This is a genomic window from Enterobacter cloacae subsp. cloacae ATCC 13047 (assembly GCF_000025565.1).
GTDB classification, from domain to species: domain Bacteria; phylum Pseudomonadota; class Gammaproteobacteria; order Enterobacterales; family Enterobacteriaceae; genus Enterobacter; species Enterobacter cloacae.
In genome coordinates this window covers 95,469-120,849 of sequence record NC_014107.1, presented here as the reverse complement: position 1 = coordinate 120,849, position 25,381 = coordinate 95,469, and the positions used below count along the sequence as shown (strand labels likewise).

The 25,381-nt window shown below is 54.1% G+C and carries 33 protein-coding genes; 2 read left to right on the top strand and 31 right to left on the bottom strand.

Annotated features, from left to right (window positions below; genetic code table 11):
* From traG to ECL_RS26385, 30 genes are all read right to left on the bottom strand, one after another.
* Positions 1–3,399, bottom strand: a complete 3,399-nt coding sequence (gene traG, locus ECL_RS26530; protein ID WP_013087224.1) for a conjugal transfer mating-pair stabilization protein TraG — start codon at positions 3,397–3,399, stop codon at positions 1–3.
* Positions 3,399–4,763 carry a conjugal transfer pilus assembly protein TraH gene (traH, locus tag ECL_RS26525; protein ID WP_013087223.1) on the bottom strand — a complete coding sequence of 455 codons (1,365 nt, stop codon included), beginning with the start codon at positions 4,761–4,763 and terminating at the stop codon, positions 3,399–3,401. The genes traG and traH overlap by 1 nt, the downstream gene beginning before the upstream one ends.
* Complete coding sequence (locus ECL_RS26520) at positions 4,756–5,160, bottom strand: hypothetical protein (protein WP_013087222.1); 405 nt, start codon at positions 5,158–5,160, stop codon at positions 4,756–4,758. The genes traH and ECL_RS26520 overlap by 8 nt, the downstream gene beginning before the upstream one ends.
* Positions 5,157–5,420, bottom strand: coding sequence for a hypothetical protein (locus ECL_RS26515; RefSeq protein ID WP_013087221.1), 264 nt, complete (start codon positions 5,418–5,420; stop codon positions 5,157–5,159). Before ECL_RS26515 ends, ECL_RS26520 begins: the two co-directional genes overlap by 4 nt.
* Positions 5,421–5,437: 17 nt before the next feature.
* Positions 5,438–6,046, bottom strand: coding sequence for a type-F conjugative transfer system pilin assembly thiol-disulfide isomerase TrbB (locus ECL_RS26510; RefSeq protein WP_013087220.1), 609 nt, complete (start codon positions 6,044–6,046; stop codon positions 5,438–5,440).
* Positions 6,036–6,254 carry a hypothetical protein gene (locus ECL_RS26505; protein WP_013087219.1) on the bottom strand — a complete coding sequence of 73 codons (219 nt, stop codon included), beginning with the start codon at positions 6,252–6,254 and terminating at the stop codon, positions 6,036–6,038. Before ECL_RS26505 ends, ECL_RS26510 begins: the two co-directional genes overlap by 11 nt.
* A complete protein-coding gene (locus tag ECL_RS26500) occupies positions 6,251–6,742 on the bottom strand; it encodes a hypothetical protein (RefSeq protein WP_013087218.1) in 492 nt (163 codons plus the stop codon). The genes ECL_RS26505 and ECL_RS26500 overlap by 4 nt, the downstream gene beginning before the upstream one ends.
* A gap of 9 nt (positions 6,743–6,751) precedes the next feature.
* Positions 6,752–7,534 carry a type-F conjugative transfer system pilin assembly protein TraF gene (gene traF, locus ECL_RS26495; protein ID WP_013087217.1) on the bottom strand — a complete coding sequence of 261 codons (783 nt, stop codon included), beginning with the start codon at positions 7,532–7,534 and terminating at the stop codon, positions 6,752–6,754.
* A complete protein-coding gene (traN, locus tag ECL_RS26490; protein WP_013087216.1) occupies positions 7,531–9,366 on the bottom strand; it encodes a type-F conjugative transfer system mating-pair stabilization protein TraN in 1,836 nt (611 codons plus the stop codon). The genes traF and traN overlap by 4 nt, the downstream gene beginning before the upstream one ends.
* A complete protein-coding gene (gene trbC / locus ECL_RS26485; protein WP_013087215.1) occupies positions 9,363–9,989 on the bottom strand; it encodes a type-F conjugative transfer system pilin assembly protein TrbC in 627 nt (208 codons plus the stop codon). The genes traN and trbC overlap by 4 nt, the downstream gene beginning before the upstream one ends.
* Before the next feature lie 10 nt (positions 9,990–9,999).
* Positions 10,000–10,947, bottom strand: coding sequence for a conjugal transfer pilus assembly protein TraU (gene traU, locus ECL_RS26480; RefSeq protein ID WP_395314219.1), 948 nt, complete (start codon positions 10,945–10,947; stop codon positions 10,000–10,002).
* Positions 10,948–10,994: 47 nt separating this feature from the next.
* Positions 10,995–11,318 (bottom strand): hypothetical protein, encoded by a 324-nt coding sequence (locus ECL_RS26475; protein ID WP_013087213.1) that lies wholly within the window; start codon positions 11,316–11,318, stop codon positions 10,995–10,997.
* Positions 11,319–11,373: 55 nt separating this feature from the next.
* Positions 11,374–11,589 (bottom strand): hypothetical protein, encoded by a 216-nt coding sequence (locus ECL_RS26470; RefSeq protein WP_013087212.1) that lies wholly within the window; start codon positions 11,587–11,589, stop codon positions 11,374–11,376.
* A 104-nt stretch (positions 11,590–11,693) separates the two neighbouring features.
* The gene (locus tag ECL_RS26465; RefSeq protein WP_013087211.1) at positions 11,694–12,707 is read right to left on the bottom strand and encodes a hypothetical protein; all 1,014 of its coding nucleotides are present in this window, start codon (positions 12,705–12,707) and stop codon (positions 11,694–11,696) included.
* Positions 12,698–12,934, bottom strand: coding sequence for a hypothetical protein (locus ECL_RS26460; RefSeq protein WP_013087210.1), 237 nt, complete (start codon positions 12,932–12,934; stop codon positions 12,698–12,700). Before ECL_RS26460 ends, ECL_RS26465 begins: the two co-directional genes overlap by 10 nt.
* Positions 12,925–13,317: a hypothetical protein gene (locus tag ECL_RS26455; protein ID WP_013087209.1), complete on the bottom strand. Its 393-nt coding sequence runs from the start codon at positions 13,315–13,317 to the stop codon at positions 12,925–12,927. Before ECL_RS26455 ends, ECL_RS26460 begins: the two co-directional genes overlap by 10 nt.
* Positions 13,314–13,949, bottom strand: a complete 636-nt coding sequence (gene traW, locus ECL_RS26450; protein WP_013087208.1) for a type-F conjugative transfer system protein TraW — start codon at positions 13,947–13,949, stop codon at positions 13,314–13,316. Before traW ends, ECL_RS26455 begins: the two co-directional genes overlap by 4 nt.
* Positions 13,946–14,359, bottom strand: a complete 414-nt coding sequence (trbI, locus tag ECL_RS26445) for a type-F conjugative transfer system protein TrbI (RefSeq protein WP_032662369.1) — start codon at positions 14,357–14,359, stop codon at positions 13,946–13,948. Before trbI ends, traW begins: the two co-directional genes overlap by 4 nt.
* Positions 14,356–16,965 (bottom strand): type IV secretion system protein TraC, encoded by a 2,610-nt coding sequence (gene traC / locus ECL_RS26440; RefSeq protein WP_013087206.1) that lies wholly within the window; start codon positions 16,963–16,965, stop codon positions 14,356–14,358. Before traC ends, trbI begins: the two co-directional genes overlap by 4 nt.
* Complete coding sequence (locus ECL_RS26435; protein ID WP_013087205.1) at positions 16,962–17,216, bottom strand: hypothetical protein; 255 nt, start codon at positions 17,214–17,216, stop codon at positions 16,962–16,964. The genes traC and ECL_RS26435 overlap by 4 nt, the downstream gene beginning before the upstream one ends.
* A complete protein-coding gene (traV, locus tag ECL_RS26430; protein WP_013087204.1) occupies positions 17,213–17,755 on the bottom strand; it encodes a type IV conjugative transfer system lipoprotein TraV in 543 nt (180 codons plus the stop codon). Before traV ends, ECL_RS26435 begins: the two co-directional genes overlap by 4 nt.
* Positions 17,756–17,820: 65 nt before the next feature.
* Complete coding sequence (locus tag ECL_RS26425; protein ID WP_155404428.1) at positions 17,821–17,988, bottom strand: hypothetical protein; 168 nt, start codon at positions 17,986–17,988, stop codon at positions 17,821–17,823.
* Positions 17,989–18,105: 117 nt separating this feature from the next.
* Positions 18,106–18,594: a hypothetical protein gene (locus tag ECL_RS26420; protein WP_013087202.1), complete on the bottom strand. Its 489-nt coding sequence runs from the start codon at positions 18,592–18,594 to the stop codon at positions 18,106–18,108.
* A gap of 13 nt (positions 18,595–18,607) precedes the next feature.
* Positions 18,608–19,048: an MgtC/SapB family protein gene (locus tag ECL_RS26415; RefSeq protein ID WP_013087201.1), complete on the bottom strand. Its 441-nt coding sequence runs from the start codon at positions 19,046–19,048 to the stop codon at positions 18,608–18,610.
* Complete coding sequence (locus ECL_RS26410; RefSeq protein WP_013087200.1) at positions 19,045–19,329, bottom strand: hypothetical protein; 285 nt, start codon at positions 19,327–19,329, stop codon at positions 19,045–19,047. Before ECL_RS26410 ends, ECL_RS26415 begins: the two co-directional genes overlap by 4 nt.
* A gap of 248 nt (positions 19,330–19,577) precedes the next feature.
* Positions 19,578–20,981 (bottom strand): F-type conjugal transfer pilus assembly protein TraB, encoded by a 1,404-nt coding sequence (gene traB, locus ECL_RS26405; RefSeq protein ID WP_013087198.1) that lies wholly within the window; start codon positions 20,979–20,981, stop codon positions 19,578–19,580.
* Entirely contained in the window at positions 20,978–21,718 is a 741-nt protein-coding gene (gene traK / locus ECL_RS26400; protein WP_013087197.1) for a type-F conjugative transfer system secretin TraK, read from the bottom strand. The genes traB and traK overlap by 4 nt, the downstream gene beginning before the upstream one ends.
* Positions 21,719–21,729: 11 nt before the next feature.
* Positions 21,730–22,311: a TraE/TraK family type IV conjugative transfer system protein gene (locus ECL_RS26395; protein WP_013087196.1), complete on the bottom strand. Its 582-nt coding sequence runs from the start codon at positions 22,309–22,311 to the stop codon at positions 21,730–21,732.
* A 5-nt stretch (positions 22,312–22,316) separates the two neighbouring features.
* The gene (traL, locus tag ECL_RS26390) at positions 22,317–22,619 is read right to left on the bottom strand and encodes a type IV conjugative transfer system protein TraL (protein ID WP_013087195.1); all 303 of its coding nucleotides are present in this window, start codon (positions 22,617–22,619) and stop codon (positions 22,317–22,319) included.
* A 3-nt stretch (positions 22,620–22,622) separates the two neighbouring features.
* On the bottom strand, positions 22,623–22,976 hold the full coding sequence (locus tag ECL_RS26385; RefSeq protein ID WP_013087194.1) for a type IV conjugative transfer system pilin TraA: 354 nt from the start codon (positions 22,974–22,976) through the stop codon (positions 22,623–22,625).
* 194 nt (positions 22,977–23,170) lie between these two features.
* Between ECL_RS26385 and ECL_RS26380 the strand changes: the two genes are divergently transcribed.
* The gene (locus tag ECL_RS26380; protein WP_013087192.1) at positions 23,171–23,812 is read left to right on the top strand and encodes an Arc family DNA-binding protein; all 642 of its coding nucleotides are present in this window, start codon (positions 23,171–23,173) and stop codon (positions 23,810–23,812) included.
* A gap of 32 nt (positions 23,813–23,844) precedes the next feature.
* Here ECL_RS26380 and ECL_RS26375 read toward each other — a convergent pair whose 3' ends face one another.
* Positions 23,845–24,240 carry a relaxosome protein TraM gene (locus tag ECL_RS26375; protein WP_013087191.1) on the bottom strand — a complete coding sequence of 132 codons (396 nt, stop codon included), beginning with the start codon at positions 24,238–24,240 and terminating at the stop codon, positions 23,845–23,847.
* A gap of 573 nt (positions 24,241–24,813) precedes the next feature.
* Here ECL_RS26375 and ECL_RS26370 point away from each other — a divergent pair.
* On the top strand, positions 24,814–25,353 hold the full coding sequence (locus ECL_RS26370; protein WP_032662327.1) for a lytic transglycosylase domain-containing protein: 540 nt from the start codon (positions 24,814–24,816) through the stop codon (positions 25,351–25,353).
* The last annotated feature ends 28 nt before the right edge of the window (positions 25,354–25,381 follow it).

Genomic DNA, 25,381 nt, shown 5'->3' with positions numbered 1-25,381 from the left:
TTATCCTCCAGTTTTCTTCCTTAATTCTGCCACTCTCTGTTGCAGCTCATCTGGTTGGAGATCATTAAACGGATTGAGTTTACTTGATTGATCCAGTTCAGCTTCAGCACGACCAAGCTTGAATCGCCCTTGACCGATTAAGTTTTCTCCTTTCAGGATATCACTGGATGCCTGAACAGTGGATTGTTTTTTATCAATTTCCCCAGCAGATTCGTTGATTTTATGCTCATTTTCAGATCTTTGTTCCGCTACACGTCGCTGGATATCATTTTGCGGTCCAAAACCCTGACCTGACTGTTCATGCAGTTTTGCCTGGTTTTCTTTGAAAGACGCCTGCATAGCATTACCCTGAACCCGCGGCTCCTCAACATTCATGGTTGCATGGCTATGGCTCATGTCGTTCCCGTGGCCTGCTGCTCCTCCTTGTTCCCGTAAGGTACCGGATTGGCGTAATTCCTGCTGCATCCCAGCGCTGGAGTCAGAGCGTTGCCTTTCAGTCGAATGTCTTCCGGTATCATGACCACTGGATTTAATGGAGAGGCTATCCTGTTCGCTTCTGTGAGTGCCTGACTGGATTTGGGAGCTTTGCTCCTGTCTGCCATAGTCAGTATGTACTTCGTTATGGCTGATTTCCCTTTGACCGGCTAAGTTCTCACTGTCTGTTTGATTTTGCGCTAACAATGATGACTCATGGCTACCAGAACCACCTGTTCTCACAGACACGCTTCCTCCCCCAGATGAAACCTGTCCACCGTAAGTTCCCGCATATTCCGTCACCTGGGACGCTCCGTCTGCATGGTGGTTCCCCGTGTCGTTCGAATTATAAGCACCACTCTCGACAGGGCTGTAACGTATACCTCCATCATTACCTGTCGGGCCTGATCCTTGCTGACTGCCGTGGGCTGGCTGAACCACGTGCTCACCACTGAATGCTGCATGCTCCTGACCGCTGGTAAGATCTGAACGGCCCTGCTGATAATCCCCCATGATTTCAGGTTTGAGACGCTCATTCACGAACTCCATCGCCGCTTCGCGCGCCGATGGCGCGCTTGTCAGCATGGACTGCGCCTTATCGCCGTATTTATTGGCCGCCCAGTCAACAAACTCCTGCGTATAGTTTGTATCGAGGCTTGCACTCTGGTTCTGCGCAACAGTGGCCATCCTACTGAACTCGCTACTCTGCGTCGAACTGGTGGTGTACTGATGGTACTGGCTCTCAGCATCATTAAGCGTTGCGGCCAGCTGCTGAACATTGCTGCTTGCAGCATTCTCGGAATGATTCGCGCCATCAGTGATTCGGCTACTTTTCACCATGTCCATACCCTGGCGGAAGTCATTAACGGCCTGGCTGTTCTGATCATGTCGCATATCTTGCGAATGGGAATCTGAATTCTGAATTCCTCTTGAGCTGCCTGTCGAGTGTCTCAAATCGCCTGAAATACTTCCTTCAGCACCAAGCTTAACAACGCCCAGATTAAGTCCCCCTCCGGCCGTACCTTTAATGCCTGCAGATACAGAACCCTGATTACTGATATCCATCAGCTTGTTATAGGCTTCCTGCGTCGAGATATTGTTAGCTTTCGCATAGCTTTCAGCGGCCGACATCATCATGCTCGCGCCGCGCGTTGAGTTAGTGGCCTGGCTGTTTTCACTGCCGCTGGTCAGGCTGTCGCTGGTACCGGTCTGGTGAGACAGCTGTGAGAGCTGCGACCAGCCACTGGTGACACTGTGGTTGTAGCCATCGAGCGCCGTCTGCGCCTGGACCTGCGACTGGCGGGCAGACTCCTGGAAACCACTGCTGGCCAGCTGGCTGAGCTTCATGTTCACCGGCAGATTCGACATTGCGCCTGAGCCGTCGATAACCGTATGGCCACCGGCCGTCTGCGTCTGCGTGGAACCATTATCTGCCTGCCACGTCTGCTGGCCCTGACGCTGCATCAGGTTGGTATCCAGCTTGTTCTGGCTGACATTGTCCATTGACATGTTGTTAAACGACCAGTTCCCGTCCGCCGTGGTTGCTGCCACACCTGCCGACGTGAAGGCGCCCGAACTGAGGACACTGCCTGCCACCTGAGAGCCCATCGCCGCAGCCCCCTTGGTCAGATAGAACGACAGCACCGGAATGGACAACGACAGATACCCTGCCAGATTCGCCACGTCCGAATGCTGCAGTGCCACTACATCCTTGTTGGCCAGCACCAGAGGCGTGCCCCCGGACTGACTCTGCAGCCAGTAGTTGGCAGCATAGTTAAGGATGGCGAACATCACCGGCCACATCTGGAAATAGATAAAACCGGAAATGTATATTTTCAGGGTGTTCAGCCCAAACATAGTGTGATTTGATGCGGCCAGCGCAATCATCAACGGGAACAGGCACACCAGGATAAGCATCAGCAGGGACTGTGCAAACGGCAGAGTTCGGGTGGCAAGCTCATTACCCGCAGCCCAGCTGAGACGCTGTTTGGTTGCAGCGTTCTCGGTGGCCAGGTTCAGCAGGTTAGCCGTGTCGGATGAGCGAGCGGCGAAACCCTTAATCCCCTGCCGAACTGCACTGTTCGTGATGTTGTTCTTCATGATCTGCGCAGCCGTCATTCCCCCGGCATAGAAGAATCCGTAGCTCTCACCCATAGCGTTGGCCAGAAGCGAGGCACCATTCAGCTTGTTGCCGAATACCTTCCGCGTCAGCCAGGTGAACGTCGCACTGCCCGGATTGACGTCGGTATTCGCCAGCGTCTTAATCTCCGTTGCCGCCTGCTGACAGGTCAGGAACTGGCGCGAGGTGGAGGTCATCTTAAAGATGCCCCGCAGCGGGCTTGGGTTACTGGTTATCAACGTCAGCGGGTCAGTGGAATTGAGCAGCTGATTGATGGTGTATTTACCGTTCAGCAGAATGTCGCCGATCACACAGTTTTCCACGTAGTCCGGCAGCATCTGAGCCAGTTCCGGGTTTTGCGTGGTGAAGTCACTGGTTTCCGCCACAATCTGCGAGCCAAACAGCATACCGGTCTTGCTGTAGGTTACCGAGTCAGGTCTGGCCATCAGCATGTCGTACACCGATGCCATTTTGTAACCGATGCTGGTCGTCAGTGACGCGATGGCAGCCAGACCGACCGGTACATTATCGGTTTTCCACACCGCAGCCGGGTCTGAGAGGTCAATTATCTGTACTGAACGTTTCGGTACCAGCAGGATGGTCGTCAGGATCATGAAGATCGCCAGCCACTGGACGAAGACCATCGGGTTACGTTGTTTGATGAAAGTGAGCAATACAGCCAGCACCCCGAAGGTGCCGGCAATACGCATTAAGGTGTGGAAGGTATTCTGACCGACAAGGGTGACAACGGCGTCCAGCGCCGTTTTCCACATTCCCCCGCCATAAATGGTGTATATCTCAAGCATCAGCGATCACCCCAGTGATAGTTGCTTTGATAGGAGCCTGAAACAATGGTGGACACCTGCTGCTGCAGGTACTGCATGTTGCGGTCGATGCCGTCCAGTGCGTTCTGGTCTGCCGCAGACTGCAGCTTCATGTCGGCCAGCAGTCCCTGGGCATGAATGATGTTGTCGCGCAGCTTCGCAGCGGCCTCTTCCGGGAAGTTCTTACCAGCCAGAGACAGGCTTGCCTGTTTCACCAGTTCCTGGAGGTACTGGATCATCAGGTCCTGCGCGATGAAGTCGGAAACCTGCAGGAGGTACGTGGCGCTCATCCCCATACTCTGGGCGTTGGTCAGGTATTTCAGTACCGGCACAGAGGTGGTGTTCACGAAGCCTTTTTCCTGATCGGTCAGCGGTTTGTCATCGACAAGTTTGTTCTGCATCGAGAGCATCAGTTTTTTGACCAGTGTGACCAGAGCGTTGGACTCAGTAATCGTCAGGTTAGTAACGACAGGCCCCAGACAGAGTGTTGCCTCATCGCACCCGTAGACCTTCGCTGTTCCCCCGCGCATCAGAACTTTAATCAGGTCGCGGTTATCGACCAGCGGCGTCAGGATTGTCACGTCTCCGGTTTTGTTGAAAATGATGGAGCCGACAGTACTCATGACCAGCTCCTTCAGGGCGCGATCGTTACCAAGCAGCCCGTTCTTACTGAGCGTGTCCCAGATAAGGTTTTTGTTTTTCAGTACCTGGTCTTTTTCTGCGTCGCCGGCTTTGGCCGTGACTTTATCCCCCTGTCCTCCGACGGTGCAGCCCTGGCGGGAGGCCGCCCAGTCAGCAAACATGTTGGTTTCGCCGGCAATGTCCTGGCAGATTTTCTGCTGTGACACCTGCGTTACGGGCCACAACCCGCCTATGATGCCCTGAGCGGCCTGGCACGAACTCATGTTCATGGAGTTAACATCACTGGCCAGCTTCTGCAGGAAATCTTTCGCCTGCTTCAGCTCCGGGACCATCGTCTGCAGTGCCAGGTCGAATGCATAGCCAGCCGCGTTACTCATGATTTGCTTCACGAATCGCTGAATTTCCTCACCGCTGATCATGCTGAATGACCCCAGGTAGGCATCGATACCGCCGCAGCCGGCGTTCAGGGACGGCAGCTGCATCGAGATCAGCTGAACGTTTTTGACGGGGTTTCGCAGGTAGACCGACCCGCCGGAGAAATACCCGGCCGCCTGCCCCTGCCAGGCCTGCGCCTGAGAGACGTTGCCGCTGTAGCCCAGCTTGCCAAAGAAGCCGTTGAGGTCACCATTGACGTCCGCCTGAGCAGGCAGCGCTGCCAGACCTGAGAAGAACACAACCCCTGCCGTAATAAGCGCCTTAATCATTAGGCACCTCCACAGCTTGCATATCCTTGCCTGCCGGGATGTCAGTCCGGTTCAGTTTGCGGCAAAGATATGTGGCCAGACAGAACCAGCCGCAGACGAGTAAATTCACCGCAATGAGCGCGATAATCGCGGCCATAACGCCCCACAACAGGTACTGTGGATAGTGGATGAGAAGCGAGAGCGTAAACTGTTCGGAGCGGTCAACGGAGATCGCACTGAGCGTTGTGATGGCGCACTTCACGTATACCCTTTCGACTACGGCGGTAAAAATTAAGGCATAAAACAGTTTCAGGGTTAACAAATCCGTCCATTTTCGGGTTTCCGTATCCTCACTACTGTCTTTCAGTATCCCGATAGCCTGGTTTCGGATAAACGTCTTCAGTCTGATGTGCCTCATGCAATCTCCTCCCGGGGTTTCCTGACCAGGGTCTGCCGGCAGACGTACAGCCCGGTGACGGTGAAAAAGAATCCGATACTCAGCGAGATAAGCAGGAGCACCGGAAAGTCCTGCAGACAGGTTGTCAGTTCTGGACGGTTCAGGACGCTGACCACCCGGTGGGCCAGTACCCCATAGAAAGCTGCGGACACAAGCAGCGTCACGCTGAATAACAGCCACACGCGCTCGGTACGCGATAACGCATACGTATTTGTCGTCATTTTGTAGTCCGTTTGTATTACTGAGGGGTGACCTGCGCACTTGCCGGCATGGGCGGCAGCGTTTTCGGATCGACGTTGTCCATGTCAGCCTGAATCAGGCTGGCCATACGGCTCTCAAGAGCGGGGATGTCCATCACACCCTGGGTCAGCGGGTAGGCTTTCAGGGTGTTAACGTTGACCATAAAGGCCGTTGGTGTCGCAATCGGCAGCCCGTTTCCGAAGAAGGTGACAATCTCGTCTGCAATGGGAGAATTCGGGTCCGTCTTGCGCGGGATCATCGGCGTCGGGTAAGACACATCACCGCCGCCGTCCAGGGTGTATGGATAAACCCTGACAGAATGCTCATCAGCCCAGCCCTTCAGCAGCGGGTCAAACTTCGCGCTGTACTGGCAGTGTGCCTGCATAAAAAGCACCACGGCATAATCTTTCATGTTAGCCCGACGTCCGTCCGGCAGCGCCATCAGGCTGGCCGGCGCAGGTACCGGAATGGTGGAGGCGGTGATGGCTGCAGCGTCAGCAGAGGTTGTTTTTGTCGCTTCAAGCGCCATTAACTCCTCGCGCGCCCCGGCGTTCGCCAGCAGGGGCAGGCACATCAGCAGAGCCGTGAGTCCGGTTTTAATGTTCATGATCGCCTTCCTTATGCGTTTGCCCTCTTTCGTCACGGTACCAGCGATAACCTGCATAAATCACCATGCCAGCCGCCCCGGCCCACATCCCATTGCACAGCCACAGCAGGCCCTGCTGTGTATGCTCCACGGACCAGGTCATCAGCTCGCTCAGTACGCGCGCCATCATGCCCCAGAAAATCAGTCCTGCGAGAAGAGTTGGTTTCATTCCTGTGTCTCCTTGTTCTGCCGTACCAGTACAGAATGTGTGTCTGGTGAAATGCGACGCTGAGCGGCCCGGGACAGGCCATATAAAACAAACCACACACCAAAGCCAAACATCACCGAGATAATCCAGGTGTTGAGCAACGTTGCATCTGTCGTACGCGCCCACGAATCGCTGTCAACGGGCCCGAGCTGACATAACACTTCAGGCGGTGCTTTATCTAAAACGGAAGGCACGGGCTTTAACGACTCTCCGGGTTCAGGTGGCGAGAAACGCCCTGCCATCTCATGTTCATTAACACATCCCATCACCTTGCCGGCAGGCGCACCCTCAGTCAGGTGATGAAAGGTCGTCAGGAATTGCCGGGAAAGTGAGCCGTCTGATGCCGCCAGCATCACAAACACATACAGCACCAGTGCCGGGCCGAGGACGAAGGAATACAGGGCAGCCCGCCCTGCATCGCGGATGAGGGTAAACAGTGTTTTTGTCATAAAAGGCTCTCAGGAATTGGGTTTAAAGCCGGTGGCCACGTTCAGGAATCGTTTTGACAGGTCATCCTGGGTCATGAAGCCATAGGACAGGGCACGGTAGTTCTGGTTGCGCGGGTCAACCAGGAAGAGCGCCGGAAAGTGCGTGATATTCATCGACCGGGACTGTCCGGTGTCCGGACGGCTTTGCGGCAGGGTGGCCGCCACCTGTCCGTCAACCGAGACCGGAATGAGTGAGATCCCGTTGGTTTTCGCAAAGTCAGCCACCACGCCCGCCATCTGCACATCAATCGGGTCACTGCCCCGGTAGAAGTAGAACAGACCGTACTGCTGCGCAAGCTGCTCCACGGCGCTCTGCCGCGTCTGCTGGTCACGGGTCTGCATAAACGGCGCCATGCTGTTGTAGTGCGGATACTCCAGGTTGTAGTCGAGGTCCGGATGGCTCAGCTGCGCCGCCGCAAAGGACTGGCTGAACATCGATGCCCGGTCCGTCCAGAACTTCTGCCAGCGCAGGAACGTCGCCGTGTTTTCCCTTGAGGGGTACAGGATGGCGCGGTTAAGCGCCTCCTGTGTATACCCTTTCAGCACCCTGGCCTGCTCCATCGGGGACATTTTGCTGAGATCCGGAATGGCCTGCGGTGCTGGCTGCTGCGGTTTCCGGGGCTGCTCAGGGGGCTTTTTCGGTTCGTTGTACCAGGACCAGCCGGTGAACGGCTCAGCCGGCGTCACAATCTCATCGGCCAGTGCCGTATGGCTCGCCAGCGCCATAAGCAGGCCACAGAGGACACGCTTCATTTGCCACCTCCCTGCTGGTTCACCTGCGCGGCGATGCGATCCTTAATCTGCTTGACCTGCGCGCTGGTATCGGGGATTTTCTGGTTCTTCATCAAATCCTCGTAGAAGTCAGAGAAGTTGATTTTGTCGAAGTCGATACTCTGCAGTTCCGGAACCGTGATCCCCCGGCAGTCCGGGCTGTCACCGCTGCCAAACTTCACACCTAACTGGTCGCGACGCCCCTGCTCCTGAATGATGCGGGCAAGCTTGCCGTCAAACACACAGTAAACCTTACTTTTCTGAATGCAGGCTCCCAGCACCTTACGGTCGCAACGTTCACCCAAGCTAACGGTTATCTTCTTGGCTTTCGCCTTACCGAGAGCAAGTTCATCATCGTTACAGGCTGCCAGCCCGGTATCCTGTCCCCATCCTGAGTCCTTACAGCAGTTTGAGAAGCCAGCAAACGCTTTGCGGCAGCTCATGGCCTTACCCGTGAACGCTCTGACATCTATAGTGCTGTTCTGATCCCTGACATCTTCTGCCGCAGAGGCCAGGCCCGCAAGTTTGGCCACTGCCGTATCAAACCCGTTATCACCGGTACCATTGGTCTCATCACAGGCCCCGGACTTGCAGATGTATTCCCCGCCGCAGACAAGACCACTGGATGACCACGTTTTCTGACACTGATACGTCTCCGACTGGTGAGTACATACCCCGGATTCCGTTGTTGTGCAGGTATGTGAAGAAAGTGTGCAGGCGGGATTATCCATCAGTGAACCGCAGTTTCCCCGGGAACTGGTACCCGTCACGTATTCATCCGACCAGGCCCAGCAACTGTTTGTCTGGCTGTACTCCTTGCCGTCAACGATTACCGTACGGGTGCCACCAGGCTCAGTACAGGTACTGCCAGCACTGGACAGCGCCGTTTTTTTGTCAAAACCACAGCTTTCAGTCCAGGTCGTCTGCGGAACCCAAACCTTTGTACCGGTACGGTAAACGATGGTGATGACAAAATGGTACATATGGTTGGTTTTACCCATCTCCCAGATACTGGCAACCCTTTCGGGTACTTTTTGTTTGTTATTAAACGTGATGGTCAGCTTCTCTCCTTCGGTAAAACTCTTACCCGGGGGCAGGTCATACGACCCGGAGGTTTCGTACATCGTCATCAGTGAACCGAGAGCCGTAATGTTCAGGAACCAGAGATCGTTGCTGAACGCTAAATGTTTCTTGAACGTGTAATTCATCGTCGCTGAATACACCGTTCCTTCCGGCATGCTGTACGACACTTCCGGGCTGCTGACGTCCAGATTGTCTGAATCAATGGTGATGGTCTTATAGCTGTAGTTATCCTCATAATGCCCGGTGATACTGGCTGTTCTTCCGCACGTCTGGATGGTGGCCACATCCCGATCGCAGGTAAAGTTCTCAAACGTCGATTTTGATACCGTCGTCTCCTTACACTGCTGACTGGTGCCATTCATGATCCCGCCTGCCGTACCCTCCGCATTTTTTCCGATGGTAATAAAGGGGGCGTTCGGGTCAATTGTGGGGGCCGGGTTTTTGGTACCGGAACTGATCACCGACTGTGCCGCATCATTTCCCTGCAAGGCCGCCTGCCCTTTGTTTGCCAGTCCGCCGTCGCCGCCATTCACACCGCCGTAATACCCTTTCTCCGGTGGGTTAGCGGTATAGCCTGGTATTGTTCCTGTGACGGTACCCGGATTTTTCAGGACCCCCGTACCGGCGGAGGCATTGCCCTTGCCAAAACTCGCACCCGCCTCAAAGGCTGGATCGGCTGCACCAGCCAGGAGCGGGAAAAGCATCAGCATCGTTGAAAGGAGTTTTTTCATCTGGCAGCCTCCAGGAGATGGCGGGCTGTTGCTGCACAATCACCGCTTTCTGCCACCTTTTCCAGCGCCTGCTGCAGGGGCAGACTTCCCCGGATAACGTCATGATGGCCAGGGCAGGTCACCACCAGGGCGGGCACCGTGGTGATGTTGTACTGAGTGAATAACGTTGGATCGATTTGTACGCCGGCGTCCTTGTCCTCCTTATTCAGCTCAAACATGGCCGCCGCAGTCTGTCGCATGTCGTTATTGACCAGTCCACGCAACGTTGGCGGTATGTTGAAACGACGGGCATCCTTCAGCATGGACAGCAGACCTTCGCGCGGAATACCGAGGCTCACAAAGTAAATAGCCGGGAACGTGTCTTTTTCCCCCATAGCGTTGGTTTGCGCGGCGATATCGCCCTGCAGGCGGCTAATCAGATCCTGTTGTCGCTGTGGCAACACAGACCAATCTGTTGCCGGATGGCCCTGCAGGTCTTCCTTCATGGCGGCCAGCGCGTCCTGCTGACCTTTGATCCAGCTATGGTCGGAAACGGAAATATCGGTCTGGGCGCTCGCCAGAGCCAGCGGCGCGAAAGCAATCAGGACGCCGATCGTCAGCACCCGGAGATAAGCGTTTTTCATTGTCATGTCCTTAGAGGAAGACGCAGTTACGTTTGCGCCAGAAGAGATAGCCGAAGTTCTTTTTGGAGGACGGGGAATTGTGCTTTGTACCCCACAGCTGCGTACTGGCCCCGAAGGGATGACAGTTGTTCGTCTCGGGATACATGTTCACCATCTGATATCGCCATCGTTCTTTCGGGATGATCGGTGACGGATACTGGTTACATACTGCGTTATCTGCACCAATAGAATTCCAGACCAGCCCCTCTCGATGCATCTTGAATGCCATTCGCTCGCCAACCAGCAGAGAGGCCTCAAGCGGAGAAAACTCACCACTGGTATAGCCCGTCAGCGGGTACATTGACCCCTGACTCCCTGCACACCAGAACAACGGCGAGAGCGGCAGACCCGCTGAAGCGGCGGCGGCATCAGCTGCGCACGCGCCCTGAGCTATCAGGTTGCCGAACAGTGCGGCTTCGGGGTTGATCAGCATTGAGAGCGTGCTGTCATTCCAGAGAGGATCGACTTCGGAAAGATAGGCGATATCCATGTCGCCGGTCTGCAGACAACCCAGACTGGTGATGATGTTCAGCCAGAAAATGAGCGGGTACTTATACCAGTGGACGTGGTAGAACGTACCAGCTGCGGGCCTGTCACTCTGACCTGCGGTTCCCGTACCCGTTCGCCCGAGATCGATTTTAAAGCCGCCCATGTTAACCATGACGCCCGGCTCACGGGTCACGTCCACCATGGCCATCGGCTCCCAGAATCCGATGGCCAGACCGATGCGGTACAGAATCCCCACCGGGCAAATCTGGATGGGTGAAGACGGGTTGGACGTGTCTTTCTGTGGCCCGGATGCCAGCTGGATATTACCGAGCGTCATTGGAAACAGGCACTTCCAGCAAACGTCCGTGATCGGATTCACCCATCTGCCGTCACCGGCATTACTGGCTGCGGCCGTTGCCTGGGATGGCATCCAGGAAATAAGAACCAGCAACACACCGGCCAGCCATGAAAAGTGCTTCATTTCACCTCCCGGAGCCACACACAAACCGGGCCATCCTCAGTGTCATGAATGGAGCCCATGAACCAGCCCTCGCCCTCTGGCGCTGAGGGATGCCAGTCACTGACGTCCTGTATGCCCTTTTCCCAGGCCGCGATAACATGGGGAGGCGCGTCATTTTCCATCCAGCGGGTGGCGCAGGTCAGCCTGTGCTGTCGCATCCAGTCACTAAATTCAGTCTGCGTGGCCTCATCACTGGCGGGGGCAAAATAATGAGGGTGCGTCCAGAAGCCGTTGCGGTCACGGGTAACCGTCACCGGCCTGAGCGTTTCAGGGTGAGTCATGGGGTATCTCCGGGCGTGCCGCAGCCACCGGACGGCGGGAGGGCTTAAGAAATGGTCAGTGGTTTTTCGCTTTATCAGCCGCTTTCATGATGAATGTCAGCCGCTGCTCTTTGGACATATCCTCAAGAGCCAGCAGGCCTGCTCTTAACACGATTGAGGGATAATAAAGGGGATTTTCTGCGAGAATGGCCTTAAGCCGTAAAGCCGATTTTTCATCATGACGAACGGCTGTAACATTCCGGCCCTTTTCAGTATCAGGGTCTTTTTTCATGGCGTTACCTGGTCGGGGGTTAATCGGAAACCGGGATGACATTCAGGCTGAGGCGGAGCGCAACGCAGTGAGCACCGAACATCCTGAAGGGCAGCGCGGTTGTATCAGGGCGTGTTTTTTGCAGGCGTCACGGCAAAAGCATAGCCGCTGTCATCTTCGTAGCACGCTCCGCTGACTTCACCCTGTGCAATCCTGTGTGCGGCCTGCTCTATAAAGAAAGCAAGCGTACCCTGTGTATAAAATCTCCCTCCCTGCACCCGGACAATGAAATGCCGGTGTCCAGATGTCATGAAGAGTGGAGAATGTCCTTCGGTGATATCGTCCGGTAGCTCACATCCCGCAGGAGAATTAAACCAGCCAGGCGGCTCGTCAATCTCCTGCTGCCGGACCTCATAATTCAGCCCGCTGTTCACCACGTCAGCGACAGTACACGTCGGGTGATGGGGGAAAGATGGCTGCATTCTCACTTTTCCAGCAACGTCATTGATGATGCTCACCACATCGCTGGTCAGTACAGCCTGTGTGGCCCTGACATTGATGGATACCTGTTTTAGCGGAAAGGATGTCGGGGTGAATTCTGGTACCGGTTCTGTAATGTACCAGCCCTCATGAGCACATCCACGGATAAGTACATTGAGCAGCATGCCAGCGTACCCGTCGTTCACCGCGTCATCTTCAATGTCTTTCGTCCTTTGTTCAGACATTCCTGGCGACATGTACCACTGCCGCGCCCGAAAAACCCAGCGACTGATCGTCAGTCTGTGTTCCAGTGGTATTGCCACCACACGCCGGGATCTATCACGCGTCAGTTTGTAGCCCGTTTCAGTCAGACCGTTTTCCAGCCCGCGAAGCATCGCCTGGTATAATTCCCGGTTAGCAAAGGCATGAACCGCATCGGCATGTCGGGCACTGCCAAATTGCGCCAGAGGGACAGGTAATCCCGGTCTGCTCTCCCACGCCTGACGTACACACCGTGCATCTGCAAAATACTGAACAGCAATCCAGCCAGCGAGTAGCGCAACGACGACAAGAATACCGGTCATGCCCTCAGTATCGCGCAAACAGGTGAGCATCCCCTGCAGTCCCTGGGGACTGGTGAAACAGCTGATTAACGCCATGCGTTCATCTCCTCCATTCTGTTGCGGATAAGCCTGACGAGGTACAGGGGAAACGCCTCGTCACGTTTTTCCGGCATCGCCGGCAGATGCGGGTTCTCAGCGCACCACTGATTCCAGGCACCGGTGATCAGCGCCGGTTGCCATGATGCAATTTCAGGGTACAGCTGACAGAGGCGATTCACTTCCTCTTCACTGCCTTTGGTTCCAGTATTGTGTCTCAGTGACATTCTGCGTTCTCCTGCCCTTCGCCTGCGAACAACCTGTCGAGGCGCTCAGAAAGAGACATAGACGGCCTTTTTTTACGTTTCGCGCTGTCCTCGGCCCGCATGTTCTCCAGTAAGAGGTGGATGATGTAGTCCGGGAAACGTTCATCACGTTTCGACGGCTCCCGGCTGTCCTGCTGGTTCTGCTCACACCAGTGGAGCCAGGCTTTGGTCACCAGTACCGGATGCCAGGAGTCAATTTCGGGGTACAGCGTCTTCAGCCGTTCTGCTGTTCCCATGCGCGGAGTTATCTCTGCGGGTGTACGCGGTTTTCTGGCGTAACGGCGATGGGATATGGCCACCTGACGCATTTCGGGAAACAGGTCACCTAACGTTGTTGCACTCATTTTTTTGCTCCTGATACCGGAATTTCTTCCACTTTCATCACGCGGCCATCGCGCGATATCCGCACGGGGATGTGTTCAAAACCGAATTTACGGGTCAGTACGCCAGACTGGTCGAAGTAGATACGTTCATTAAGCGCATCACTGGTTTCTTTGATGTTGCCTTTCACCAGGATGACCTTCACGCTGGTCTGACCGGCGAGCTGCTGTCGGGTCCAGTTCACCTGCTCCTTATCATCGCCGTCGATAAAAAAGAGCACCTGGTTGAAAGGCACCTTATCCAGAGGATTGACCGTATCGCCCTTCCGGGCGATCACGTTGCCCTGCATGTCAGTGATCGTTTCCATCACGGTAAATGTCGGGTCCCAGGCAAAGCTGCGGTATTCCTTCGCTTTCGTGAGCCCTTCCACCGGCGTCGGACGTACCGCATGCTCCTTCACTCTTTCCGTTGCCTCTTTGCGCAGGCGGTCAAGTTCGCCCGTCTGCTCCATTCCCTTCAGGCGATTCTGGATAAACGCCAGCATGTCCTGCTCTGCAGGCTCGAAGACGTTGCCCCAGGTTCCGAGATCTTTCGCTCCGCTGCCGGCGGAGAGCATCAGCAGCAACATCCCCATCAGCTTCAGTCGTCTTTTCACTGGCCCCCCTGAGTGCGGCGCGCAATGTCGGCACGGATCTCATTCGTGATATCCCGCTGCGGACTCATCACCGCCGGTTTCACCAGAATGATGGCGTTATGTGCTGCCTGCCATTCACCGAGACTGTCTGACAGCGCGGTATTGAAACGCGTTGTCAGCACCCGGGCTTTGTCCTCATCGAGCTGCAGCTGCGCGGACTGCTGCATAAACAGGTCAACGGTTCCCTTCATATCGAAGACCACCACCTCCGGGGTGACGGCTTTCGCCGTCATATATGCCACACCTGTCATGGCCAGAAGTCCCGCCAGCCCCAGCATGCCGGCTTTTACCCAGCGGGATGTTTTGCCGGCGATCGTTGCCCCATCGTTAACGGTATCGCCTTCATACGGCTTGTCCTGTTGTTCACTCATGCTGCTTTCACCCATTCTTCAAGCTCACGAAGTTCACTGCCGAATTTCTTCTCCGCCAGCAGATATGCCGCTTCTTCCGCAGTGGCCCCGGCTTCCTTCTGCAATTTCTGCATGAAGGCAAAGTCCTCACCACGCGAGCTGAACATGGCGCGGGTGACGGGGTCGACGAACAGACGGTGGAAGGAGCTGTATTCGCCGGCGTTTATCAGCAGGGAGCTGTAACCGGTCTGCAGGGCTGGCTGGAAGCCACGGATAACTTCTTTTTCCATGTCCGAGAACTGATCCGGGTTATCGGCAAGGTACTGTTTAAACGCCTTAGCATCCTGCAACAGGGTGATTTTGGTGGAGCTGTTGTTCCAGGCGGCTTCCGCTTCCTTACTGGCGCTGAAGTCCTTGATGCCCTGGGTGATAGTGATAAACGCGCCACGGTGACGACGCACGGTGCGGTAGCCGGTTTCGATAAACCGTGCCGCGTGCGGGTTGGAGCCACCCAGCAGACGCCAGGCCTCGTCGATGATGCAGACTTTTTTGAGGTCGCGCGGGCTGTGGTACATCTTTTCCTGAATCGCCAGAATGAGCGAGAACAGGATAGCGGAGAGCAGCTTCGGCTTGTCTTCCAGGCTCAGCAGCTCCAGCACCGCGAAGCGGGTTTCACCATCGAGCGTCGGGGTGTCGGCGTTAAAGTATTCTCCGTCCGGTCCCCAGGTGCAGTAGGTATCGAGCAGCATGGCCAGCTCAGCGAGACGCGCGATGATGGTTGGCTTGTCTGCAAACGCCTGATTCACATCCTCATTGGTCAGGTAATTATGAACGTCGTCGATACGGGCTTTGTTTGCCTTCTTCTCCCACGCATCCATTACCGCTTTCTGCAGGATCGCCTCGCAGACGCCATCAAGCGGCTGCGTCGGGCTGGCGAGTACCGTCAGCAGACGCACAATCCCTTCAGCAGAGTGCTTGATATCTTTGACGTTGGCGAACGGGTTAAAGCGCAGTTTAGCGCCATCGAGATAAACCCCGCCGGCCTGATGACAGTAGTTTTTATAACTGTCACCCATGTCGATAACCCAGGCGTATCCCCCGGCATTCAGCACGTCGCGCAGGATACCCTGCGTCAGGAAGGATTTACCCGCTCCAGACGTGCCGGTCACGGCGATGTTGAAGTTGGTGCTGCCGTTCTCCTCACCAAACATGTCGTAGAATGCGACCTGGTTGCGATAGGTCGGCAGCGGCATACCAACATTCGACAGCTGGCGTTCTGCCACGACCGGCATCAGACTCACCGCGTTCCATGACTTGGCGCGCAGCGTCGCGCCTGTTGTTTTCAGGTCTTCCCACATCCCTTCCTGCATGACGAACGGGAAGCCGGCCAGCCAGTTACGCATCTGCTGGTACTGTATCGTTACCATCTCCAGCTCGTTCTTGCGGAACACGTTCACGGCGGCCAGCTCACAGGCCTGTGCGTCAGTATTGTTGTCCGGCGCGAACAGAGTCAGGTTAAAATACGTATTGCAGAGTGCAATTTCGTTATTGTTCAGTTGCTCACGGGTACGTCGCCATTCCTCTGCGGCTCTTTTGGTACCGGGAAAAAGTGCGGCGTAGGCTGAGTTGGCCTTTTTGGACAAGTCAGTATCTTTGCGAAATGCCTCACTCTGGCTTTTGGTCTGCTCCTCCAGCTCCGTTGTCCAGGTCAGCATAAAGGGACAGGGTATTCCGAGGTCAGGAAAGCGAATGTTCTGCAGATTGTCCGCCCCCTGCCACAGGGCGAAGCGTTTAGGCGTTTTGGCAAGCTGCATGTTAATGATGCGACATGCCGATGCCGGCAACCGAGTCCCGCGCGCGTCGATGGTTTCGGGTAACGTCATCCGGAGATGCGACGGATAGACATCAAGCCCTATCCCCTGATCAACCACCTGGCGGTTCAGCTTTTCATCCTCGTTGTAGTCCCCGGAGGACGTCAGCACCTGTTCCTGGCGGTAGTTCATCTGCTCGCGTACCGCGGACAGGAAACCGTTCACATCAACGTTCACGCTGTCGATGCGCGCGGCCCCCAGGGAGACGCGGATGGTGTTGCGGATCTGAACCAGATCATCAATCACCCGTTGCGTCTGGGAAGCGCGCTTCAGCGGCTGGCCATAGACAAGAAAGATGCGGTAGTTACGCAGGTAAAGCGGGTATTCGCGTTCGTTGGCCAGGCCGTGCAGCGCAGAGCGCTGCCAGAACGCGCGGGTGATTTTATTGAGGTGATCGGCCATCCCTCCTTTCCACATGTCGTTACTCACACCGCGATCGATACGTTCCCCGACACACTTGCTGGCAAGCATGATGACGGTGACGGGAGTCTGGCGGGGCAGTTTTTTGCGCAGCATGTCATCGAGCGCGGCCATCACCTGTTCGTTCGCGCCAGGCAGCGGGGCGGCTTCCATGATGAAGCCTGCAGAGCCGGCGTTGACGAAAATCTCATTGATGTCGTCGTAATACCGGTACGGCAGTGCCGCAACCAGGGACGGGTAGCCCCATGTCTGGGAAAGATTCTCGCGGGCCGTAGCGGCACCGTCTTCCTCTTTCCCGTTTTTCAGCATATCCATCAGGTTGTCGACAAAACTCATTTTCGACCCTCCGCAGCGGCCCGGATTAATTCCAGGCGACGCAGTTTCTCTTCGTTCATCTGCCCGGTGTGCGCTGCATCACCGGCAGTCTTAATCTGCCAACCACAGCTCACGCTCAGAACGGCCAGCGTTTCATCGTCGGTATCGACTGACTGTGTGGCGGTGATTTGCGCCGTTCCTTTCCGTGTATGGGTGAATGATTTCACCGGATGATCGATGCCGTTCCTGCCGGAAACGTAGTGGCTGCTCATTCCCCACCCTCCCCGATAACGCGGTAGCTTTCTTCATCCCAGTGGGATTTGTTTTTCACGAACTCGACCACAGCCGGCTGATGAAAGTTATCGTCCGTGTCCACCCAGGGGGCAATCCACAGGCGCTGCGTGGCGTCAGGAATACGCTGAACCGGAACGCGGCCCGCCGTGTTAACCGGCTCGGGGGTCACATGACTGGTCGTGGCCAGCGGCGTGACCAGTGAACCGGACGTTTTCGCTGGCGCAGTGGTGAGTGGCTTAGCGGCGCTGGTTCCGGTTGCTGCGACGGAGACAGGACGGAACGGATTCACGACCGGTGCCGAATTGCGCAGTGCCGGCAGGGTTTCACCCGCAGGCTTTTTTGCGGTTTTCTCTGCCGTCAGGTCATCCAGACTTTTACCCTGAGCGGCCAGCTTATTGGCCTCACCGGTGGTCAGGCACTGATCGGTCGCGGTCTTGTTACAGTCGAAATCAGAATTGAGACCGGCGCAGCCGGTCAGTGCGCTGCACAGCAGTGCAGCACCCAGTAGTTTTTTCATGGGGGTAACTCCGGTTGGAATTTCAGGGTTGTGGTGAAAAACGAATGAGAAGGTTCTGGTACAAATTAATTACGTTGACCGTTATTTTTCCGGGTTGCGCTCAGAACCAGTGAAGCTGCCAGCTCGCTGTATTGTTCTCGGATATCGCTGGAGATATCGCCCGGGTCACTGGCAGACAATTCCAGCCAGGCATGCCAGGGGTCTTTATCAGCGAGGGCCTTTTTCTTTGCCACCTGGAAGCTTTCTTCACCGCGCCCGGTCGCAGACCCAAATAAAGAGTCCAGTGCGCTGCCCATCCCGGCGGTAGCAAGATGAGGGGTACTGAATCAGCACAACTGCGGTTGTGCGCTTCATTTGTCCTCCTCATTACATTCAGCTTTCTGGTCAGACTCCCGTTTATCCAGCCATTTAGTGAAACTGTAGCGTTGCCGTTCATCTCGCTGACGCCTGAAAAGCGCACGTGCTTCTTTTTCGTCCTTGAGCCATACAGCAACATCATCAGGCTCTATTGCCCTCTTCTCATTTACGGTGCGGCACAGTTTTTCGAACGCGTCCTGATTCATTGGGCTGTAGGACAGCAATGCCTGATTGATTCGATCCTCCCAGGTGTCCGGGGTATCTTCTTTTCCTGTAAAGAGCCGGAACAGGAGGAAGGCGAGCATGAAGCCCAGAACGACAAATACAGCCTTATTATGAAAAACACCGTAGAGAAAAATACTGCAAGGCAGAAGTGCGAGCGCTGTGGGCATCAAAAACCGCCGGTACTTGTAAATCTTTTTCCCGGCACGCCATTTGTTCAGGTCTTCTTCGATAACATCCAGCCTGGTTTTATACGACATATGCAGTGCCTCCTTAGTTAATGGTGTCGCCGGAATGTGGCTGGCGCCCATCACGAAGAACGGCATCCGAAATGGCGCTGAACTCCGCATCCAGCCACTGTCTGAGTTCTTCCTGCATCAACTCATCCTTATGAAAAACAGAGACGGCCAGGGTACGCATGGCATCAATATCAAGCGGCTCATATGCCCGAATTTTCTTCTGTATTTTTTCTTCCCATGTTTCACCTGGCTGTAACAATCCGGCGAGAATAAATGCTATTCCAATAGCAAAGGAAGCCACGGCAAGCCTCTGATTGCCTGACCAGAAGCTAAAAATCAGCATCCCTGTAGCGGTTAATACTCCTACAAAAAATATCCAGTGGGGTTTTGTTTTTTTTCCTGCAGACCAGTCTTTCCAGTCCCGTTCAATACCCCTCAGAAAATTGATACGGTCATCTATGCGTGGTCCCTTCATTTGCCCTCCTTTTGGTCACTGTCGTTTGGTCCCGGGAGGGGTTCGGCGGAGTCATCTGGCCAGATGGGAGGTCGTATACGAATCAGGACGATGGCCATGAAGATTGCACCAAAGATGCGAAATGCGTATTCCTCCCGTACTCCTTTGATAATGATTGCAATCACCGCCACCCACCAGAGAACCCAGCAAATCGAATAGAACCAGTTAACTGTTATCCTTAATCGACGGTTCACATCCTTTGCTTTGTGGTCTGGCCCGTCCCCCTGCGCTGTTGTTTTCATTTGCCCTCCTTTTCTTCAGGTGCTGAGGGGGAAGGGTGCAGCGTACGCCAAACCATGCCCCCGGGAATTGATTCAGCAAGAAAAAGGTTTCCAGCCAGCCAGATAACTAATCCGGTCAGCTGTATCCACTTAAAACTGGAGTAAAGAGTGGCGAACAAAATGGACCATGAAACGATGAATGTCAGCGCTGGCCTCCATCGGGTTGTTGCCCAAAACAGTAATTTTCGTGCGTCCATCTTCATCCCTCATCAGTTGATGGTGTCACCGAGGCGCAGCTGACTGGCCTGACGGAGAACATCATCCGGGTTGATATTGCCCACTGAGGTGGTGCTGGATGCAGTGGTCTGGCTCGCAGGCTGAGGAGTCACGGCGTTCTGCGCGGCGTTGCCGGCTTTCTGCAGTTCCTCTTTCGCTTTCGCGTCATCGGCATCCTCGATGGTTTCAAGGCGGAAGCCCTTCTGGAAGACCACAGTTACCAGGTTACCAGCGCCGATATCAATCACGGGGTGATACTGCTCGGCGCGCTTAATCCAGTACTGGCTCAGCGTGTCGGCCGCCTTACTGGCTCCGCCGCCAAAGCCCTGCTTAAACACATCCGCAGCTCCAACATCAGCAGTGGCACCGAGGCCGACAGAAGGTGTTGCCGCAGATTTGATGCCTTCACCAAAACCTGACAGGAGGCCTGCTGCACCGGCGTAGCCGACAATCATGCCGTTTCGCATGACTGGCTTGCCGCGAACACCGCCTTTACCCTGGTAACTGACGTGGCCATCGAACTCCATATCGACGTGCTTGCCGTTTTTCAGTACGCAGCTGAGTGATTTCGTCCGGACAATCCCGCGCTCGCTGGAGATGTCACCCCAGATTTCCCCCACCACAAAGCAGCCGTCGGCGCTGTATTCTTTGTTGTTCGGCATCTGGATATTGCCCAGCAGGCGGATAGTGACGGGCTGGGTGTTCTGCTGGCCGGTAACACTGGCGTTGGCGTCGGCACCTTCAATCATGATGGCGTCAGAGAAGGAGCCTGACGGAATCCATGGCAGTTTCGTTGGCTTTTTCTTCAGGCTTTCATAGCTGAACTTTGTGGTGCTCAGCCCGCCTGTCATTCTCTGGCCAGAGCCGCCCGGGTAGAACGCTGCGCCCTGCCCCATATTCACACCAGTGGCGGCCGGTGTGCCTGCGGGGGTCACAGTATATTCGGGTGGCCGGGCCTGACCGGCAGCAACGGGACCGGGGAGTGGTGTTCCGTTCTGTCCGGCAGGTGGTGTCTGCTGGCCAGTGGTCGTTTTGCTGCCGGGGGCTTTCGTTAGCTGGTCATTCAGGCGCTGAATTTCTTCATCCTTTTTGGCCAGTTGTTGCTCGGTGGTGAGCTTGTTCTGTGCAAACTGCTGGGTGAGCGTGGCGAGCCTGTCCTCAAGTGCGGAGGTCTTGGCCTGCTGCTGTGCCAGTGCGGCATCATTAACCTGCTGGTTAAACGCTGCCGTGACCACACCGGTCATGTTTGGGGTGGCGACCGGCGCGGGCTGTTTCTGTTCCTGCTGATGTTGCCCGTACCAGATAACGCCGCTCGTGGCGGCGGCGCCTCCCGTGATAACGGCGGCAAGAATGGCCAGCTGTTTGCGCCGGGTTTTCAGGTTTTTATTCAGACTCATGGGCGGGTGTCTCCGTCATCTGAAAACACAATCCAGGCGTAGCCTTCGCCACCGGCATAAAGCTGGTTCTGCGACAGCATCACGGCCCGGACGCCCTTGTGCCAGAAATCGCGCTCGCGCAGGCTGCGGGTGATGCTGCCAGGGTTGCTCATCCGGTAGCGCACAACGCGCAGGTGGTTACCAACAAACTGGCGTTCCGGTGTCAGGCGTACATCACTGGCGGGTGTGTATGCAGGCATGCGGCTGACCGGATACTCCTGGTAGTCGTCCGGCACCTGACCGTTGACTACGGCGCGGGACAGTGCGACCAGTGTTTTTTCGTAGGTCTGCCCTTCTTCCCATGTCTTCGCATCGTCGTTCTTGCGAAGTGGTGGCGACATCGGAGTGAAGCGCAGTGTTTTCCCGTTACCTGGCTGCGGCCTGATGTTAAGGCTCAGGGATGAGCCGCGATCGGTCTGAATAAACAGCGTGAAGTTCTGGCTGACAAGTGGAGACAGAATGAGTGCTCCGTCGTCGGTCTGGCTCTGGTCATAGGCACCGGTTGGTCCGCTGATGCTGGTAATGAGTTCTCCGTCGACAACAACCTTGCTCGGGTTGGTGTTGCTGAGAGTGACGTTAAAGGCGGCGTCGTTCTCAAACGGAATGGCTGCGGGTGCGGAAGCGGCCCGGAGGCCGCTGTTAAATAATCCCGCTGCCAGAAACACAGCAGCAGCTGCCGGTGAAATACGAAATTTCATGGGCAGTCCTGTTAGTTGGTGGTGGATACCGGCTGGAGTTCTTCGAAGCTGTGGAGGTTAATCACACCGTTCTCATAACTCAGTTTCAGGCGGTAGGTTTTTTCCTGGTCTTTTAATGGCGTGATGATTACGCCGTTAGTGGTGGAGGATTTCAGAACTCCGCTGTACTGCACGGAGCCATCATCCATGACGCGAATTTCTTTCGTGTCGAACTGAGTGGAGATGCCTGCTTTCCTTATGCGTTCAGCTTCAATATCCAGAGCTTTCTTGAGTTCGTCCCGTTCGTCGGAAGGGACGAATCCAAGAATCATTTTCTGGTTGTTGTCGATGTTTTCCGGGGTGACGTTCAGTCGCCAGTAAATAAAGGAGGCGGCGAATTGTGTCAGGCCTGGGGCATCGACACCTTTTGAATCTGATGCGAAGGGGCGGTTAAATGTTAATGGTGTGGTAATGGTTTTCTGGGTGGTGGCAAAATACCATGCAAGCGAACCTGTCAGTACGTTGCCTGCCCCCATAAGTAAAGTTAAAGCTGAAAGACCAATAAACGCATAGCGGAGTTGTTTATCGCGCTCTCCTTTAATATTCAGTTTCATGAAAACTATGCCCTCCAGTGCCGGAAACTAGAATCAGGTATCTGGCGAAAGGTTACTTTGAATAAAAGTGATGGCAGGTGCCAGTAACAGAAATTAAGTAACCAGTACGACCCCTGCCCTTTTTTCAGATATCTGACGATGAACCAGAGGATTCCCGCTATAACGCCAAGTTCAACTGACAGATTGTTAAGCACCCCCAGAATGAGAAGGGGTGCGGTAACAATTAACTCATCAACTGGCAAGCCAAAATAGCGGTCCTGCTGGTTCATTGTTTCCGGGAAGTTATATTTATCTTCTTCCCCATTCATCGTTTAACTCGCGATGCCGAAGGCGACACGGGTAAAGATGATTGCCATTACGATACCGACGAATACCAGCGGTGAGCGGGCCTTGATGTAAATAAACAGGCCCATGATGATTTCGGCGATATAGAACCATTTAATCAATGAAGAGCCAGAGCCGAAGGTGGAATTAACCGTGGTGTTCTGTGAGGAAAGAAGGTCGGTTCCGCCGGCAAATGCCGGGTGAGTGACCATAAGTGCAATTAAAAAAGCGCCTGCTGACTTTAAGTAAAATTTAGCCTGGCGATTTTCGCGTGCTTTGCGGAATAAAGACGCTACCGCCCATCCCTTACCGACGTTAAGGGCACTGCCTTTGGTTAACATGATTGTTTTCTCCGAAGTAAACAAAAGTGACTCGCGTAAGTGCTTGTTTACGCGGGCGCAATTTTCCCATGACCCTAAAAAAAAAACTGTGACACATGTCACACTTTTTGGAATCATTCAGATTTATCCGAATATGTAAGTGAGTAGGCTTGGTTGACCAGAAAGTATGGAAATGGCCTCCGGGATCTATAGCTATGAAAGTTAAAGAGAAATTGTTGGATGGTCGCGGCCGTCCACGTAAGTTCCAGCCAGGTGAAGCGGTGGAGTGGCGGTTGCGTGCTCCGGATAATCTGCTTATGGAGCTGAGAATATGTGCCAGAGCTGGCAACAGAAGCGTGAATGAGGAAATTATTGCCAGGCTTTTATTGTCGCTGAATTACCAGCCAGGCAAGCCTGTCATTAAAAATGCGGAGGGTGAGCGTCTCATTGCACTGGCGGTGAAATTTGAGGAGTGGCTGGGGAAATTACTTGATGGTGAATCCGTTGATGTTGCGGAAGATGTTAAAGTCCCGCCCAAACAGGAGCAGTTGTGGGTGTGGCGTGAGGGTGAAAGAATTTTACTTCCAGGGAAAACAACTGGCTACAGCATGCGTATTCCTGAGAATCTCGCGGATGAAATCAGGGCGATGGCGAAGGTTCATAACCGTAGTCTTAATGACGAAATGCTTACCCGTCTGATGAATACGCTGGGTTATTTTACGGAAAGGTTACTTGACCAGAACGAGGATGCGCAGGCGCTTAAAGTTCTTTGTATGGAGTTCGAGGTGTTTCTGAAGGAAAAAATAAGAGAGGTGGAGAAAAGTGACCTTCCGTGGGATGAAAAGTCATCCCAGTGATCGATTCGAGCCGGGGTTTCCGGCTCGTGGATTTATTTCTTTTCGTTGATGAAGTGTCTTGTTTCCGCCTCATCCTCGGCTGTGTTTATGCCGTTTAAAATCATATCAAGTGTATCTTCCAACCTTCCTTCGCCATCTTTTCCTGTCATTTTTAAATACATCTCAGCAAGTAGTGTGGCAATAAGAACTGTACCTTCGCGTGAACCTGCTGCTTTTCTTATGAGGTCCCTTCGGTATCCTTCTATATCGAAATGATTGCCATCCTCGCCATCGCGTTTATAAACCAGAAGCCCAAGCCTGATTAATTCGTTGCAGGTGGCTGACATGTTTGCTTCTCCTGCGGTGGCACCGTTTTGCAGGTCTTGTTGAATAATATCGCGAACCTCGCGTTCAATTTTATCTTTAAGGTAGATACCGACTCTTCCCATATTTCTTACCTGTTTTAAGTTAGTGTCGGAACCGACACTACATATGGCCTGTTGGTGGTTTATCAAAATGCTGTGCAAAGGTGTAATGGGTTGATACTGCTGCGAATCTCTGTTTTGTACAGTAGTACAATCCAGCACCAGGATGTGCGACAGTGTGACACTGTGCGATATATAATTCAATGTAATTAAAGCATATCTACAATTGTACGATACATGTGTGACATACCGACACTAACAGGTATCAGGATTATACGATAGTGTAGTGTCGGTGTGTGCGACATTAGACGGTCACACTTCAATAACGCGCAAATTTATCACAGATATGCACCTGAAATTAAAAGAAAAATCTGCAAGACAAAGTCTTGCGTGGGGTGTGATGTTTTAAGGGGTTAATAAAGAGCGGCGTGTTAATACCGTCTACTGCTCTGATATGTTTATTTCGGACGGGTGTTAAATCCCTTCAGGAGAGCGCTCACGCGCGTTTGTAGTGAATTAACTTGATTACGACGATCCGTCGGGGTATTTTTTAAGGCGACTCTCCAGAGCCCGTGTATTTCGTTAAAAGGCCAAACCATGAAAATATCGATACTACCTGCGGCATTGCTGACCCTTTCCATGTCTGCTGGCGCAGCTCCCCAGATGTGCTTTGATCAGGCCGGGAAAGATTATCAAATTGATCCGCTGCTGCTTATGTCAATTTCAATTAAAGAGAGCAGACTTAAGCCGGGTGCGATAAATGGATCAAACAGGAATGGAACAGAAGATGTCTGCGGGATGCAGGTGAACAGTTCCCATTACGGTAAACTTAAAAATTTCAATATTACCCGTGAGCGACTGTTGAATGATCCATGCATCTGCGTTTATACGGGTGCATGGGTACTGGCGCACAACTTCAGGTCATACGGAAAAAACTGGGACAGCGTAGGGATGTATAATACGGGGCCGAGCAAAAAGCTCATTGCGCAGCGCAAGGCGTATGCTCAGGATATCAAAAATATATATCGTGTATTGCTGGCCAGAAAAAAGCTACTTTCTGAACGTCTGGCGCCAGCTGCGGGAAAGGAGCATGCAATGCAAATTGCGGAAACGACCTCGTTACATAGCGGGCAGTAAAAAGCCGCTCTGTTGAGCGGCTTAATTT